14 protein-coding genes are annotated in these 16,108 nt (G+C 62.2%); 6 read left to right on the top strand and 8 right to left on the bottom strand.

What is annotated here, in order from left to right; all coding sequences use genetic code 11:
• Positions 1-289 precede the first annotated feature (289 nt).
• From IV088_RS02975 to IV088_RS02990, 4 genes are all read left to right on the top strand, one after another.
• Positions 290-835: a phage tail protein gene (locus IV088_RS02975; protein WP_367171560.1), complete on the top strand. Its 546-nt coding sequence runs from the start codon at positions 290-292 to the stop codon at positions 833-835.
• A 46-nt stretch (positions 836-881) separates the two neighbouring features.
• Entirely contained in the window at positions 882-1,412 is a 531-nt protein-coding gene (locus tag IV088_RS02980; protein WP_291097533.1) for a phage tail protein, read from the top strand.
• Between the two features lie 31 nt (positions 1,413-1,443).
• The gene (locus IV088_RS02985; RefSeq protein ID WP_291097535.1) at positions 1,444-1,983 is read left to right on the top strand and encodes a phage tail protein; all 540 of its coding nucleotides are present in this window, start codon (positions 1,444-1,446) and stop codon (positions 1,981-1,983) included.
• Between the two features lie 121 nt (positions 1,984-2,104).
• Positions 2,105-2,539, top strand: a complete 435-nt coding sequence (locus tag IV088_RS02990; RefSeq protein WP_291097537.1) for an N-acetyltransferase — start codon at positions 2,105-2,107, stop codon at positions 2,537-2,539.
• A 51-nt stretch (positions 2,540-2,590) separates the two neighbouring features.
• On the opposite strand, the gene IV088_RS02995 is transcribed toward IV088_RS02990, so the two are convergent.
• Positions 2,591-2,881, bottom strand: coding sequence for a hypothetical protein (locus tag IV088_RS02995; RefSeq protein ID WP_291097539.1), 291 nt, complete (start codon positions 2,879-2,881; stop codon positions 2,591-2,593).
• Between the two features lie 330 nt (positions 2,882-3,211).
• Positions 3,212-4,729 carry a DHA2 family efflux MFS transporter permease subunit gene (locus tag IV088_RS03000; protein ID WP_291097541.1) on the bottom strand — a complete coding sequence of 506 codons (1,518 nt, stop codon included), beginning with the start codon at positions 4,727-4,729 and terminating at the stop codon, positions 3,212-3,214.
• Between the two features lie 315 nt (positions 4,730-5,044).
• Here IV088_RS03000 and IV088_RS03005 point away from each other — a divergent pair, with 315 nt between their 5' ends.
• The gene (locus IV088_RS03005; RefSeq protein WP_291097543.1) at positions 5,045-6,643 is read left to right on the top strand and encodes a tetratricopeptide repeat protein; all 1,599 of its coding nucleotides are present in this window, start codon (positions 5,045-5,047) and stop codon (positions 6,641-6,643) included.
• Between the two features lie 10 nt (positions 6,644-6,653).
• Here the strand turns inward: IV088_RS03005 and ribB are convergent, their stop codons facing one another.
• The 6 genes from ribB to IV088_RS03035 form a co-directional block, all read right to left on the bottom strand.
• Positions 6,654-7,802 (bottom strand): 3,4-dihydroxy-2-butanone-4-phosphate synthase, encoded by a 1,149-nt coding sequence (ribB, locus tag IV088_RS03010; protein ID WP_291097545.1) that lies wholly within the window; start codon positions 7,800-7,802, stop codon positions 6,654-6,656.
• A gap of 21 nt (positions 7,803-7,823) precedes the next feature.
• Entirely contained in the window at positions 7,824-9,818 is a 1,995-nt protein-coding gene (locus IV088_RS03015; protein WP_291097547.1) for a TonB-dependent receptor, read from the bottom strand.
• 432 nt (positions 9,819-10,250) lie between these two features.
• Positions 10,251-11,618, bottom strand: coding sequence for an oxidoreductase (locus tag IV088_RS03020; protein ID WP_291097549.1), 1,368 nt, complete (start codon positions 11,616-11,618; stop codon positions 10,251-10,253).
• A 21-nt stretch (positions 11,619-11,639) separates the two neighbouring features.
• Positions 11,640-12,245, bottom strand: a complete 606-nt coding sequence (locus IV088_RS03025; RefSeq protein ID WP_291097551.1) for an NADPH-dependent FMN reductase — start codon at positions 12,243-12,245, stop codon at positions 11,640-11,642.
• Positions 12,242-12,844, bottom strand: a complete 603-nt coding sequence (locus IV088_RS03030; RefSeq protein WP_291097553.1) for a nitroreductase family protein — start codon at positions 12,842-12,844, stop codon at positions 12,242-12,244. Before IV088_RS03030 ends, IV088_RS03025 begins: the two co-directional genes overlap by 4 nt.
• A 24-nt stretch (positions 12,845-12,868) precedes the next feature.
• Positions 12,869-14,152, bottom strand: coding sequence for an acyl-CoA dehydrogenase family protein (locus IV088_RS03035; RefSeq protein ID WP_291097555.1), 1,284 nt, complete (start codon positions 14,150-14,152; stop codon positions 12,869-12,871).
• 233 nt (positions 14,153-14,385) lie between these two features.
• Between IV088_RS03035 and IV088_RS03040 the strand changes: the two genes are divergently transcribed.
• Positions 14,386-15,984, top strand: coding sequence for a hypothetical protein (locus IV088_RS03040; protein WP_291097557.1), 1,599 nt, complete (start codon positions 14,386-14,388; stop codon positions 15,982-15,984).
• The last annotated feature ends 124 nt before the right edge of the window (positions 15,985-16,108 follow it).

Below are 16,108 nucleotides of genomic sequence, written 5' to 3' on the forward strand. Positions count from 1 at the left end.
AACAACGAATTTGCCTGTTTTCATTTCTTATTTTGCCGTTCTTCGTGAACGTTTTTACGAAAAAGGACGCCCTCCGAAACGGCCGGCTGGGAGCCACTGCACGACGCTCCGCCCGCAGCAAGCGACGCCCTGAACGTCCGGATTTCCAGCCCCAGGACCTGGCACCAACCCCTTGGCCCACGCTGACATGGGCGTGGTGCGCGGCCTTGCCCCGCCTGTTCAAAGCACACAGAATGCGGCGAGGCGGCGCGGCACCTGCGCAGCCACCAACCACCAAGGGAGGATCGAAGTGAGTGACTTCTTCATTGGCCAGGTCATGATGACCGGCTTCAACTTCGCGCCGAAATTCTGGGCGCAATGCAACGGCCAGTTGCTGCCGATCAGCCAGAACCAGGCGCTGTTCTCCCTGCTGGGAACGCAGTTCGGGGGCAACGGCACCACCAACTTCGCCCTGCCCGACCTGCGCGGGCGATCCCCCGTGGCCTACGCCAACTCGGTGGACCCGAACTGGCAGCCCCCGGCGGTGCAGATGGGCCAGACGGGCGGGTCCGAGAACGTCACGCTGCTGTCGAGCAACCTGCCGGCGCACACCCACACCATGGCGGCGACGACCGCGGCGGGCGACAACCGCATCCCCACCAATCGGCTGCTGGCCACCAGCACCAACTCCGCGACGGCGGCCAACCTGTACGCCCCCTCAAGCGGTGCGCCGGTGGCGATGAACGCCCAGTCGGTGGCCGCGGCCGGCGGCAACCAGCCGCACCCGAACCTGCAGCCCTACACCGCGATCAACTTCTGCATCGCGCTCAGCGGCATCTTCCCCTCACGCGACTGACGGCCCGACCCCAGGGCACCAGACTGATCATTCGGAGCACCGTTTCATGTCCACACCTTACATCGGCGAAATTCGCATGCTCGGCTTCGGCCGCACACCCATCGGCTGGCAGGCCTGCGACGGCAGCCTGCTGCCGATCTCCCAGTACGAAACCCTGTTCATGCTCATCGGCACCACCTATGGCGGTGACGGCCAGAGCACCTTCGCCGTCCCTGACCTGCGTGGCCGCCTGCCCATCCACCAGGGCCAGGGGCCGGGGCTGAGCAACTACGTCATGGGCCAGATGGCCGGCACGGAAAGCGTGACCTTGCTGACGCCCCAGATGCCAACGCACACGCACACCATGATCGCCACCACGGGCGCGGCGACCTCACTGACACCAGGCAGCGACCTGCTGCCCGGCACGGTCAGCGGCGACGTTTTCTACGCGACCGATCTCACCGGGGCCACGGCCGCCCCGATGTCCCCGCAGTCCACCACCCTCGGTGGCGGCTCGCAACCGCACGAAAACACCATGCCCACGCTGACGGTGCAGTACTGCATCGCCACCGAAGGCATCTTCCCGCAACAGGCCTGAGCGCAGAACAACCCCACGAAGGAATCAGATCATGAGCGAACCCTATATCGGCGAAATCCAGATGTTCGGCTTCTACTTCAACCCGCGCAACTGGGCCTACTGCAACGGCGCCACGCTGCCGATCTCGCAGAACACCGCGCTGTTCGCGCTGCTGGGCACCACCTACGGTGGCAATGGCCAGACCACGTTTCAGTTGCCCAATTTCGCGGGCCGCGCCGGCTGTGAACAGGGCCAGAGCCCGGGACTCAGCGAGCGGGTGTTGGGCGAGACCTTTGGCGTCAGCACGGTCACCCTCACCAGTTCGGAGATCCCGTCGCACAACCACGGCATCAACGCGTTCGCGCAATCCGACAGCACCAAAAAGAGCGGCGCACCGGGCAACAACAGCGCACTCTCCACGCTGGGCAGCAATACCGCGAAACCGTTCAACGCCGCAGCACCCAACACCACCTTTGCCCCGAACATGATCTCGCCCAACCAGGGCGGTGGGCAGCCTCACCAAAACCAGCAGCCGTACCTCGCCGTGAACTTCTGCATCGCGCTGCAGGGCGTCTTCCCGGCGTTTCCCTGACGTGGCGTCGGCAAGCCTGCGCACGCCGGCGCCGTTCCCCGGGGAACGCGCCGACCGCATGCAGACACCCGCGCTCCTCGCGGAGCGCGGGTTTTTTTTGCGCGCGCTGTGCGATGCGGACATGCCCTGGCTCTGCGACCTCTATGCCAGCACGCGCAGCGATGAAATGGCCTGGGCGCCATGGCCCGATCAGGTCAAACGCCAGTTCATCGAGCAGCAGTTCTTGCTGCAGCACCAGCACTACCTGGGGCACCATGGAGAGGCCTCGTTTCTGGCCATCGAACACCGCAATCTGGGACCGGTGGGCAACTTCTACCTGCTGCAGACCCCACCAGAGCACCTGATCATCCACATCAGCCTGCTGCCCAAGATGCGCGGCAGTGGATTGGGCTCGGCGCTGATACAGCACACCCAGGCCGATGCAGCCGCACTGGGGCACGGTGTGCGGCTGCACGTGCTGACAACGAACACCCGCGCACACGCGCTCTACGAACGGCTGGGCTTCATCACGGAAGCCAGCGAAGGCGCGCATCTCTCGATGCACTGGCGACCTTGAGCACCCGGCCACCGGGGCCGGACCCCGGGTCCATGAGCCCTCCGCGCCGACTCAGTTGAACACCGCCTGATAGAGAAACCCGGCTTTTTCGTACGCGATGGGGACGAGAAAGATGCCCACCTCACCCACCCGAGCGTGGTGCATGGGGTAGATCTTCTGGGGAAACAGCACGGCGGCTGAGTTGCGGAACAGCAAGGAAAATGGCCGCCGCACGGTGTTGTTGGCCTTCGTTTCGATGGGCCGGGCCTCCACCAGAACGAATTCCAGGGAGACGCCGTCCAGCTGGGTGACAAAGGGCTCGTTCAGGCAGCCCGAGAAGTGTTCCAGTGTCAACAGGTTCATGGATCTGAGCAATTGAAGTCGAAAACAAGGGTCACACCAAGGGGCGGTGTTCAACACCGGCGCAGGCATCCAGACGACAAGGCAGATGGTACTGAACGCCCAGGCGCCCGTGGATCTTCGTCCCACGATGCAGCAAGCAATACCGGCGAGGAGATCAACGAACAAGCCCGCACCCTGAACTTATCCATAGCCGACCCTCCCAAGGTCGCTTCCCCCTGGCCAAATATTGGATCGGAGTGGTGGCTCCATTTTGGCTTGGCGCCGACAGTCACAGCGAGCTGCAACCGACTTCGGAGGTTGGCAGAAGCACCGAAGTGCCCAATAGAGGCTCTACCCGAGCGTTCGATCCCCGTCGAGGTCGACTTGGGATACCACGCGGCCCTTCAACAAGAACGCCGCCGCGCATCCCGCAAGCGCAACGACCCCGAGCGAGTAAAGAAAGGTGTGGCTGAACGCCAGCCCCAGCCAGGCCGGCGCGACGTGACCTGGCCCGACGAAGAAGGCAGACCCTGCGAGGCCGCTTCCCTCTGGCGCAAAGCGCGCTATGCCGCGCGTCAGAACGACTGTTAGCAAAGCCGCTCCGAGCGCCCCGCCGGCGCCCTGCAATACGTTCAAACCACTGGTGGCGCGCGCGATCTCATGCTTGCGCAGGGTACTCAGCGCCGCGCTGGTCGCTGGCATCATCGTTGCGCCTTTGCCCAGGCCCAAGACGAAGAGCGCGAGCTCGACGACCCAGAGCGGCGTCGTGTTCTCGATCGCGCTCAGCATCAAGACAGAGACTGCGATGCACGCGATGCCCACCAGAACAACCCTGCCCGCCGCGATCCGGTCCGTGAGGATGCTCGCGATCGGCATGGCCAACATCGCTCCCAGGCCTTCCGCGGCAATCAACAGACCGGTGGCGAGTGGTGAATACCCACGCAACATCTGAAGATACAAGGGCACCAGCAGCGACAGCCCGAAGAACGCAGCACCCAGCAGGAAGCTGGTGAGTGCTGCCGCGCCGACAGTTGGGCGCACGAACAAGCGGACGTCGATGAGCGCGCCTTCGAAGCGCCGCGCGTGCAACACGAAGGCAATGATCATCGCAACGCCGAGCAGCACACAGGCATCCGCCTCGATCGAGGCCAGACTCCCAACCGCCGTCGCCTTTGCCATGCCGTAGACGAAGATCGCCAATCCCGGAGAGAGCAGCAAAAAGCCCCGCCAGTCCAAGGGGCGAGAGCTTTTCGGTTCATCGGCTGTGAGCACACGGTGAGCGGCGTACAGCGCTATGGCGCCGATGGGCAGGTTGATGAAAAAGATCCAGCGCCAGGACACTTCATCGACCAGCCATCCGCCCAGGGTCGGACCCAGGACAGGACCGATCACAACGGGTATGCCGACAATTCCCATCACCCGCCCCATGCGCCGCGGGCCCGCCGTCTGGCTCAGCAAGGTCATGCCCGTGGGCAGAATCATGCCGCCGCCCAGTCCTTGAAGCACACGAAACAGGATGAGCGCAGGCATCGACCACGCGAATCCCGACAGCGCGGAACCAACCAGGAACAGAACGATAGAGACCATGAAAAGGCGCTTGGTGCCAAAGCGATCGGCGGCCCAACCCGAGAGCGGGATGACGGCGGTGAGCGAGAGCATGTAGCCCGTGGATATCCACTGCACGGTCTCCAGTGGCGACTCGAACGCCTTCGTCAGCCCTCGGATCGCGACGTTGATGACTGTCGCATCGAGGGTGGACATCAAAGCGCCAAGAACGATGACGCCCATGACACGCCGCAGGTGCGGATCCAGCCTCTGCACCGAAGGTGAGTTCAAGTCGCCGCCTGAAGAGTCCTGTGAGATGTTCACGCGACGCCCACCATCTCGCGCCGCATCGACTCGCTCGCGGAGCCATCGGTATGGAACGCCGGCTTGCTTGATTGCTTCATTTCGTTTTCTAGGTGTTGGACACGAAGAAGCAGTCTGGCGCACCCAGCAAAAAAACGAAGTTGCAGCGGGTGACGGCGCTTGCGTCACCTTGATCTCCTCCACCATCACGCGAGAACACCCACATTTCGCCGAATCCGTCACCTGATGTGACCTACCCACCCATGGTGCCCAGCGCCGCGCCTGGCAAAACTGAGTAAGATAAATTGGTTGGCACGGAATAGGCGCGGGCAGAGTATGGTTCCAAGCGAAATCACCCCCCTTGATCTGCAGGAAGAGCGCATCAACGCAGCGGTTTACGCTCTCCTGCAAAGCGAAACCTTTCGGCGTGCAACGCGCATGCGGCAGATGCTGCAATACCTGGTTGCCGAAACCCTTGCGGGCCGCGGTGAGCGGTTGAAGCAGTTCAATATCGCCGTGGAAGCGTTCGGATATGGCAGCGACTTCGATCCGCAGATCCTGACCAGTGTGCGCACCGAAGCGTATCGACTCAGGTCCCGGCTCGAATACTATTATCGAACCGAGGGCGCGACAGACCAGGTGAGAGTCTCGCTGCCGAAGGGTGGATTCATGCCCACATTTGAGCTCCGGAGAGAGCATATTGTGGCGACTGAGGTACGAGCGGTCGCACGCGTCGAATCCCCCCCTCGATTATTGATCTTGCCCTTCGCCGGACTGAATATCGCCGACGCGGACATGCTGACCGCTTTTCACGACGAGATCAGCCTGCATCTGGCCAACCTCCCCCTGGTGGCGGTGCTGTCGCACCGCACGAGCTCGAAAGTTGGGCAACCTGGCGCCAACCTGCAGCAAGTCGCCAGTGAATCCCAGGCCGCCTACTGCATGGAAGGCAGCCTCTTTCGCCAGGATCGGACCTATCGGCTGATCCTGCGCATCATCGATCCACAGCGAGACGTGGTCGTCTGGTCGACCCGCCAAGAGCAGCGCGTCGAGGACATGATGGCATTCCAGCGTCAGGTCGCCAGCGACGTGGCGGTATCCGTTCGGTCGTGGCTCGAGGCCAGGCCGTCGCCAGTCGGGCTCGAGGATGAGATGGCGCCCCGCCAAGTGTTCCGCGACTACGCGCTGCTGCGGGAATACCTTCGCAGCGCCATCCGCGACCGGACGGACGGCGAACTGGTGGCGCTTGGCCTCGGCCACCTCACGGCCGACAATACCGCCGAGGCGACATCGATGTTCAACGAGGCCATCATGGCCAGTCCGAGCGAGGGTCTAAAGCACACAGCGATGGGGCTGGGTCATCTCCAATCCGGGCGTCTCCAAGAGGCCCACAAAGCCGCCGAGCGCGGCGTTGAGCTGGCGCCAAGCTCGGCGTTCGCCCATTCGTCGCTCGCCGCGATATGCCTGCACATGCGCGACTTCGACGGCGCCATCATGTTCGCGCAGAAGTCTGTCGCCCTCGCCCCGGAGTTCGATGCCGTGAAGCTGCTGCTGGGCGACTGCTATCTCTACGCAGGGTTTCACAAGACCGCGATCACCCAGTTGGAGGAAGCGCGCCACCTCATGCACGACCATCCCGCGGCACTGGCGCACCTGGGCCACGCGTATGCTCGCACAGGCCAACAAAGCGAGGCACGGCGCCTCCTAGGGATGCTCCAGGAAGGCGCCGACGATGCGAACGGTCCCAATGCCGCAGCGATGACCTTGATCCACACGGGCCTGGGTGAAGTGGAGCAGGCCTTCGAATGGTTGGATCGCGCACTCATGTCCCGCCCCCACTCGCAGCAACTGTTGCTGATGTCGTCGCCGGCCTATGACAGCCTTCGCGCCTATCCCCGCTTCAGCGCGCTGGCCGGCCGCGCACACTTGTCGTAGGCCCACGGCCCTACGGTGCGGCGACGTCGATGCGCCGTTCCTCCAGCACAGACAGCCCATAACCCGACACGGCGACCAGACTGTGCCGGTGGTTCGTGAGCAGGATGACCTGCGTGATGCCGAGTTCGGCCAGCACCATGGCGCCGGCGCCGTAGTCACGAAGCTCCTGGACCTCCGCATCGCGGTCGTCCTGGCTGCGCAGCCGCACCGACGCGGTGAGCGCGTCAGTGCGATGCTTGTTGACGATCACGACGACGCCTGCTCCTTCCTCGGCGATCATCTGCATCGACCCCGCGAGATAGGACGAAGGCTCTCCGACCTCGCCAAAGGCATCGGCGAAAATCGACAGGGCGTGCATCCGCACCAGCACCGGCCGTGCAGGGTCAATGACGCCCTTGACCAACGCCACCTGTTCGGTCTTGCTCGCCCTGTTCCAGAACACGTGCGCCTGCCACTCACCGCCCCACCTGCTATGGAATGTCACCGCAGCTCTTCGTTCGAGGGAGTGGTCGTGAAGCAGCCGGTACGCGATGAGATCGCGGATCGTGCCGATCTTCATGCCGTGTTTCTGCGCGAAGACGAGCAGATCATCCAGGCGCGCCATCGTGCCATCGTCCTTCATGATCTCGCAGATGACCCCGGACGGATTGAGCCCGGCCAGGCGCGCCACGTCCACCGAGGCTTCCGTGTGGCCCGCGCGAATGAGCACGCCGCCGTCCCGTGCGCGCAACGGAAAGACATGTCCGGGGCTCACGATGTCTGCCGGGCCTTTGGCGGTGTCGATGGCCACAGAGATCGTTCGCGCCCTGTCCGCCGCCGAGATCCCGGTACTCACGTCCTCACGGGCCTCAATCGACACGGTGAACGCAGTTTCATGGCGCGTTCCGTTCGAGCGGCTCATCGGCTCCAGTCCGAGCTGATCAACGCGCTCCTCGGTCAGCGCAAGACAGATCAGTCCCCTGCCATGCGTCGCCATGAAGTTGATGGCCTCCGGCGTCGCCATCTGTGCCGGAATGACGAGATCCCCCTCGTTCTCGCGGTCCTCGTCGTCCACCAGGATGAACATGCGCCCGTTGCGGGCCTCGTTGATGATCTCCTGCGCCGAGGAGATCCTTGTTTCCGCCGCGGCGGAGACCTGTCTGATGCCATCGTTGATCATGTTGCGTCGCTCTGCCGCGCTCTAGAACTTGTAGCGAACACCGACATAGATGGAGCGCGGTTGTCCAAGCCCCTGTGCGCGCGGATTGGTTGCGTCAGGCGCCAGCGCGATGTGTTGACGGGTCGACGCTAGGCCCCCGGTCACTGCGTATGTTTTGTTGAATGCATTCTCTAGAATGCCAAACACCTCCCAATGGTTATCGATCCGATATTGGGTATTGAAGCTCACGACAAAGTACCCCGGCACCTTTCCCATGGCATTGATTTCGTCTCCGAAATAATAGGAATTCGATACTGCTCGCAACGAGGTGCCGACGACCCATTTCGGTGTCACATTGCCTTTAATGTTCACTCGCACTTGGTGCCTAGGCTCGTTCGGCAACAAGTTCCCCGGCTTCACATGTATGTTGCCGGTGTTGTCTGCCGAGGTATTGAGCGGCTGAAAGAGTGAGAACGACGATCTGAAGCGGGCATCGGTGTAGGTGTAATCGACGGAGGTCGTCAACACGCCAACGATAGCCTCAGCCCCAAGCTTTACTCCCTGCCGGCGGACCGTGCCGACGTCGGCAAGCGACGGCCGTCCCGTACTTGCTGCCACATAGGTGTAGTTTGAAATGTCGGTACTGTATAGGGCGGCATTCCAACCCAGCTGGGCGGCAGCTATCGGCAGCTGACCGCGAACGCCGATTTTGTAGGTATGGTAAACAGCCTGATCAGTGATCTTGTCGGAAACAAACCAGGGCGGTACCGAGTTGCATGCCGACTCTCTGTCCTCACAAAACGTCCCCGAAGGCGAGAGCACGCGAGCCACTTCCGAATAGCCACCATAGGCGATCAATCCCGGCGCAAACGCATAGGTCGCTCCCAGGGAAGGGGCGAAATGGGTAAAAGTGCGTTTTTGGTCAAACGACGGGCGCCTGCCGAGCAGGTCACGCTGATCAACATTCGAATAGCTATAGCGCCCGCCACCAGCGATTTTCAGTCGATCGGTAACATCGATAACATCCGTGGCATATATTCCAACATAATCGGTTTTTGCTTCGGCTTCTTCCGGCTGCCCTACCGGCGGGGAGTCGGTTATTCCCAGGTTGGTCCCATATCCCCCGTCTTCGTTCATGCCGCCGATCAGCTGTCTATAGCTGGCGCGCGCATTGGCCCGGTTGTAGTTGACCCCCATGGTGAATTGGTTGGGTCGGCCCAGAAGTTCTCCACGATGAGACGCGCTTGCCTTAGCTCCCCATGAGGTCGTCTCGCTCGACAACAGCTGTTGGTAGGCGTAGTACGGGGTGTCCAAAGAGGGAAACTGATTTCCATCGATGTCCATGTACGGCATGGTGCCGCTGCAGAGTAAGGTCGGATCGCTCTCGCACGGGTTGACCAAAGCACCGCCAAGCGTGATCACCTGATTGCTTTTGAATTTACCGAACGATAGGTCGCTATTGGCCGTCCATCCATCACCCAGCACATAGTTTCCAGTGAACTTGGCGTGAGTGCTATCGGCCTTAAATGAAGAGGGATAATTAAGTTGTGCCGTTGGATCTGCGGCGATGAGTTCCACGGGTGACAGCAGCGCGCCTTTGTTGACACTCGATACGCCATGCACGATGAGATGATATTCGTTGCCGCTTGCTCGCCAACCTAGGTCACCGTGAGCCTGCTGGATTCGGGCGCCAGCATGCTGTCTCCAGTCATTGTCTTTGACGTCACTGTAGGCGCCGAACAGAGCAAAGTCGCCAATCTGCTGACCTGCCTGCGCCCGTCCCTGAATTCGCCCGTAGGAACCACCCATCACATCTATTTCAGCCCCACGATAAGTGAAACCATTTGGCAGAGGAGCCGGTCCCAACAAGGCGTCAAATCCATCAAGAACAGAAACAGGGCCGATGCCGGCGAGTGCAGGGCCGGGCATGACGCGGGTATTTGATATTTTGAAATCGGGTTCGCCAGCCCCAACGGGTATGGGAAATACAGGCCCGACCTCGCTCTTGGGCAGACCCATCATGGGCAATTCCATCATGGGCATGCCAGGGTCGCCCGGTGGCGGCGGGTCTCCAGGTCCGGGCAATGGCGGTGGAAGTGCGCCCAAAACGCTGCCGGGCGCTTGAGTCGCGCTCGCGGCGTTGGCGCTCGGCGCAGCGGCCTCAGGCGGTGCACTCGTGGCGTCGGCGCTCGCCACCGTGGGGGCGAGCGGCACGCTTGCCGCAAGTAGCAAGGGGAGCCACGGGGCTTGTCTCGACTTATTCATGTGCTTTGTCTCCAATTATTAATTGCGCTCAATACGCTTTTTTTCACTGCACCGTCTGGCGTGGCGGCTCTAACGGCCGGACGGTTGCTCTTGAGTGCTCTCTTGTCAGGAGCACTTCCTTCTTCGACCCACTTTTCGCCGCCAACAACTTACCGGTCGGGCCTGGCCGCCATGCACCAACGCCCGTCTACGATCGAAATCCGCTCATGTGCGAGGCCCTTCCATCTTCGGTTTTGCGCTGCGTTCGGGCACCGCTCCACCAAACATGGCAAATGGAGGGTGACCGAGGAGTCGGCGGCCGTTGACCTCCGCCTGCGGGTCGAGGCGAATGGCGCCGTGCGATGTCAGGACGCGGGCATCCCGGACGAAGCGCTGAATCGGGTTGCTGAGCCCAACGGTGGACGAGCCAATCGTCTTCTGCAGGAGGTTGATCGCGTCTTCGCAGAGGTTGGCGGCGTACGCGACACTGAGGCTGATTTCGCTCTCCTCCTCACGTGAGAAGTCGCGCCCCGCAGCCGTTCTCGCGTCGACCTGATCTGCAATGCCCTCGAGCGTTGCCGCGGAAACATTGATCATCGCCAGCGCTTTGCCTGCGGCGACCTGCGCGCTCGCCATGTCACCGATCGTCGGGTACGGAAGGCTGAAAGGCTGGCGCTTGTTGGCTTGCTCGGTGAAGCAGGAAAGCGTGCCACGGGCCATGCCCAGCACAATCGCGGCGTCGGCAATCGACACCGTGATGAGCAGTGCGGTTCCGTGCTGCTGGTAGCCAGGCCCGCTGTAACGCCGGTGCATTTCGCCGAACCGCATCGGGTATTCGGAGAGGTCAAGGAATCGATGCTCCGGAACGAAGGTCTCGGTTGAGACCCGGATCGAGTTGCTCGAGGTTCCCGACAGCCCGCTGACATGCCAGTCGTCGACGACCTCGTAGTCGGGCAGCGGCAACACGACGACACCGCGACCGGTGCCTGGGTGGGTTGCCGGGTCGTACTCGATACCGACCATGGCCCAGCGGGCGTGCTTGCTGCCGCTTCCGAACGCCCATCGTCCTTCGATCATCCACCCGCCCTCGACGCGCCGGCCGCGGCCCACGTTCGTGGCGAACACCGAGGCGCCGACCACAGCAGGCCCCACCCATCCTTGCGCATCGGCACGAACCTCATCGACGACCTTCGGGTCGAGGGCCAACAAGTTCTTGACCCCGATTCCCACGAAGGCCGCCCATCCCGCCGATCCGTCAGCCTCTCCAAGAACGCCGATGATCTCAAGCAGGTCGCGTGTACCGAGCCCGTACCCACCCCACTCGATGGGCATGGTCATCTTGTAGACGCCCGCATCATCGAGTGCCTTGAGCACTTGCGGCGTCAGCGCGCCGATTCGTTCGCCTTCCCGAGCCTGTTCGCGAATGAGCGGTATCAGCCCCCGCACCTTGGCGGCGATGGAGCGGCCCGCTTCGGTGAGCCAAGGCGACTCAACGGCACCGGTCGGCACAGCCGGGGGAAGTGGCAGATGACCACCCGGCCCCGTGGGGGGAGTCAGCAGATGATTGCGAATTGATTGATTGGGGAGTGACATGGCTGATTTCGTAACAAACGTTTAGGCGGTTTGAATGGTTTGGCCAGCCGCGTAGTGCGCTGAGCGGGCCGCAAATTCGACAACTTGGCGGCCCACCAGATTCAGCTGGTTGGCCGCGGCCTGGTTCTGGCAGACGCCGTCGGAGAAGACCCGCTCGCTCGTATTGATCGCGGCTCCCATCGGGGTGGGCCAGCCACGCAGCGAGTGGACGATCAAGCGCAGCGCACCCAGCGTTCCGCCGGTCGCCTGCCAGCCATAGGCGGTGGCGATCAAACCGACGGGCGTGCCGTCCAGATAGACCCGCTCGTCCTTCGCCAACTCTTCGAAGTAGTCGATCGCGTTCTTGACGAGGCCGGAAATGGTTCCGTGATAGCCGGGGCTTGCAATGAGGAGGCCGTCCGCGGCACGGACGGCTTCGACCAATGCGCGTCCATCACCATTGCGCTCGGTGCAACCGGGCACATAGTGAGGCAGTGCGAGCAGATCCTCTCCGCCAAAGAGCTGGGTCCGCGCGCCTGCCGCTTCGGCGACCGAAAGCGCAACAACCAGCGCCTGCTCGGTCGATGAGCCCTTGACGGCCGTACCACCGATGCCCACGATGAACGGCTTGGCAGAATGTGTTTTCATGGCCTGAACGCCCCCTCCATCACCACCTCTTCGACCGGCCGTCGGGTATTGGGCTGTTCACGCTCTTGAAGGGGGGGCGGCAACAGGCTCTTGTCCCCGATCCGGCCGATGGCGATGACCGTTTCGACCCGGAAGTTGTCGGGCACGTTCAGCACGCCGGGAGCGCGCTCGACGTCGAACCCCGCCATCGCATGCGCGTGCCAACCCAGTTGCGTCGCCTGCAGCGCGAGATAGGCCCACGCCGCGCCGGCGTCGAGCGAATGGCTGTACGACGGCATCGGGCCCGGAGCTCCGGGCATCTGTGCCGTGGTCGCGGACACCAGCACGACCAATGCGGACGCCCGGACCGCCCAAGCCTGGTTCATCGGGACCAGGAGATCGAATAGACGCGACCATTCCGGCGTGTCTCGGCGTGCGTAAATGAAGCGCCAGGGTTGCGAGTTGAAAGAAGACGGGGCCCAATGCGCAGCCTCGAAAATGGTCATCAAGTCCTGCTCGGAAATGACCGCCTTCGGATCCAAGGCGCGCGGAGACCAACGATTGAGATAGATCGGATCGATGGCGTACGTCGACACGCGGTTGTTCGAGGAAGTAGACATATAAATTTTTCCTTATAAAAATAATCAGCGCTGCGCCAAGCCGCCGGCAAACATGTTGAAAGGGGGAATCCCGAGGACGTGCCGCCCTGCGATTTCCGCCGCCGGATCCCGACGGATGGCGCCGTGGGTCAGCATCACGCGGACGTCCCGCGCAAAGCGTTGAATGGGGTTCTGCAGGCTGACCGACGATGAGCCGATGCAGAGCTGCATCTCGTCGATCGCGTCGCCACAGAGGTTGGCGGCATAGACCAGCGTCATCGTGGCAAGGGACTCCTCGCGAGGCGCGAAATCCTCTCCACGGCGGGCCCGTGCATCGACCTCATCGGCCGTTTGCATGATCAAAGCCTCGGCCGCCTGCACCATCGCGTAGACCCGTCCCGCCACCACCTGCGATGACGGCATCGCCGCCACCGTCTCGTAAGGCAGGTTGAAAGGGACGCGCTTGTTGGCCTGCTCGACAAAGGCGTCGAGGCATCCCTTGGCCATGCCCAGCGCAATGGCGATATTGGCCAGTGCGGTGGACAGCATCGTCCCCAGAGGACCCATGCGGTAGGTCAGGCCTTCGTACTTCTGCGGCAGAGAGCCCAAGGCCATGGGCAAATCGGCGTGGCGCACCACACGGTATGCCGGAACGAAGACCTCGTTGCGGGCGACGATGCTGTTGCTTGAGCTCGCAGCCATGCCCATGACGTGCCAGTCGTCCAGAACCTCGTATTGATCTCGAGACAGCAGCGCCAGGCCGCGAACCGGCTTGCCGTCCTCTTGCCACTCGATGCCCACCACTGCCCATGCGGCATAGCTGCAGCCACTGCCGTACATCCACTTGCCGGTCACGAGGAAGCCCTCGTCGGTGCGTCTGGCCTGGCCGACGATGGTGGAAAAGATCGACGCGCCGACAGCGGCCGGGCCGACCCAGTTCGGCAACTGCGCGCTCACCTCATCGACCGCTTGCGGGCTGAAGGCCAGGACCATTCGGATGCCGGACGCAGCGAAGCCGCTCCAGCCAGCCGACCCGTCTGCATAGGACGCGGCGGCGATGACTTCGACCAGGTCACGTGCACCGAAAGCAAATCCGCCAAACTTCTTCGGCAAGGTGATGCGGAAGAAGCCGGTCTCATCGAGTGCGCGCAAGGCCGCCGGCACGAGGGCCGTCGCTCTTTCGCTTTCCCAGGCGGTTTCGCGCAGGAGCGGCGTCAACGCTTTGATCGCGTCGCGCATCTTCACTGCTTCGGGACTCGGGCCCCTGACACCGACGGAGGCTGCGCTGGAGCCGGCGTCTGAGTCTGCCGGCTTGCTGAGTTGGTTCATGTCGTTTTCGTTGGTTGGAGAAGCTGAGCTAGTGTCGCCAACGAAGCCGGAAAGCAAAGTCTCGGAGGGTCACGACGATTCCACGACGGTGACGTATTTCTGCTGAGCCGAGCCCCAGCTGGTTCGCTGAATCCGTGACGCAATGTGACCTAGGCACCGGTAGATACCCGGTACGCCGCAGGACAGGAAACTGAATAGATTCGGTGACCAGCGTTAGGACAAGCGATACAGGTATGCGTTCAGGTTTCATCCCCACTCTCGAACTGCAGGAAGAACGCATCACCGCGGCACTTCATGCCGTGGTACACAGCGAAACCTTCCGTCTCGCGAAGCGCCTGCGGCAGCTACTGCAATATCTGGTGTCAGAAACCTTGGCTGGCCGCGGAAAACGACTGAAACAATTCACCATTGCCGTGGAGGCCTTCGGTCACGACGGGGACTTTCACCCGCAATTTCAGACCAGCGTGCGAACCGAGGCGTGGCGCCTGAGATCCCGCCTGGACTTCTACTATCAAACCGAAGGAGTGAACGATGAGGTGAGAATCTCATTGCCAAAGGGCGGCTACATGCCGACTTTCAGGTTTGACAGAAAAGACAATGAGCCGCTGGCGCTGCAGCCGCTCGCCCGCCAAGCTCCTGCGGCACGACTGCTGATTCATCCGTTCTCAGGCTTGAGCGTCCACGATTCAGACATCGTGACGGCGTTTCACGATGAAATCAGCCTGCATCTGGCCAATCTGCCGAGCGTGGTGGAGCTTTCCCGGGGCTCCAGCGAAAGTGTTGGTCAGATCGCGAAAGAGCTGCCGCACGTCCTGCAAGCATCTCAGGCCCCCTACGTGATGGAGGGCAGCCTGTTCCGCCAAGGGCAGATCTATCGACTGAACCTGCGAATCATTGATCCGAACCGAGATGTGACCGTCTGGTCTGAGCGTCACGAACAACACGTGGAGGACGTGATCGCCTTTCAAAGGCAGGTCGCCACAGACGTTGCGGTTTCGCTTCAATCCTGGCTGCGTTCCAGACCACCGTCGATCACAGTGGAAGACGACATGGCCCCGCGTTATGTCTTGCGCGACAACGTGTCGCTGTGTGAGTATCTCCGTGGCGCGATTCGGGACCGAACCGCAGGCGAGCAAGTGGCGCTCGGGCTGGGTTGCCTCGCGTCCGGCCATACCGGCGAAGCGACACGGATGTTCAGCCAAGCGATCATGGCCAGTCCGGCAGACGGTCTACCGCATACCGCCATGGGATTGGGATACCTTCAATCCGGCCGATTGCAGGAAGCGTTCCAAGCCGCAGAACACGGGGTGGAGTTCGCCCCCCGGTCCGCATTTGCGCATTCATCGCTGGCTGCCGTCTGCATGCACATGCGCGACTTTGACGGTGCCATCATGTTTGCCCAGCGGGCGGTGGCTCTGGCACCCGAGTTCGATGCGGCCAGGCTGTTGCTCGGCGATTGTTTTCTTCATGCAGGATTCCACAAGACAGCGATCGCGCAACTGGAAGAAGCATGCCGCCTGGTGGATGAACATCCCGTGGCTTTGGCGCACCTCGGCTACGCCTACGCGCGCAGCGGCAGAGAAGTCGAAGCGAGACGCCTTCTGAGCATCCTGCAGGAAGGACACCATCGCACGGATGGCCCCCACTCTGCGGCCATGACCTTGATCCACACGGGACTCGAAGATGTCGAACAGGCGTTTCAATGCCTGGACTGTGCTTTGACGTCTCGCAGCCAGATGCAGGAACTGCTGCTGCTCACCTCTCCTGCCTATGACGGCCTGCGAGCGCATCCGGGTTTCAACTCCATTGCGAACCGTTTGAACGCTTCTTAGCCTCGGCAGGTCCATTGGCTTTCCCGTCCCGCGACGCACGGGCATACCGGTGGGCAGGCCACATTGCGTCACGGAATCGGCGCGACCCTCCGAGACTTTGTTTTCCTGCGGCGTTGGCGACACT

The sequence above is a fragment of the Hydrogenophaga sp. genome, from assembly GCF_018780075.1.
Classification (GTDB): domain Bacteria; phylum Pseudomonadota; class Gammaproteobacteria; order Burkholderiales; family Burkholderiaceae_C; genus Hydrogenophaga.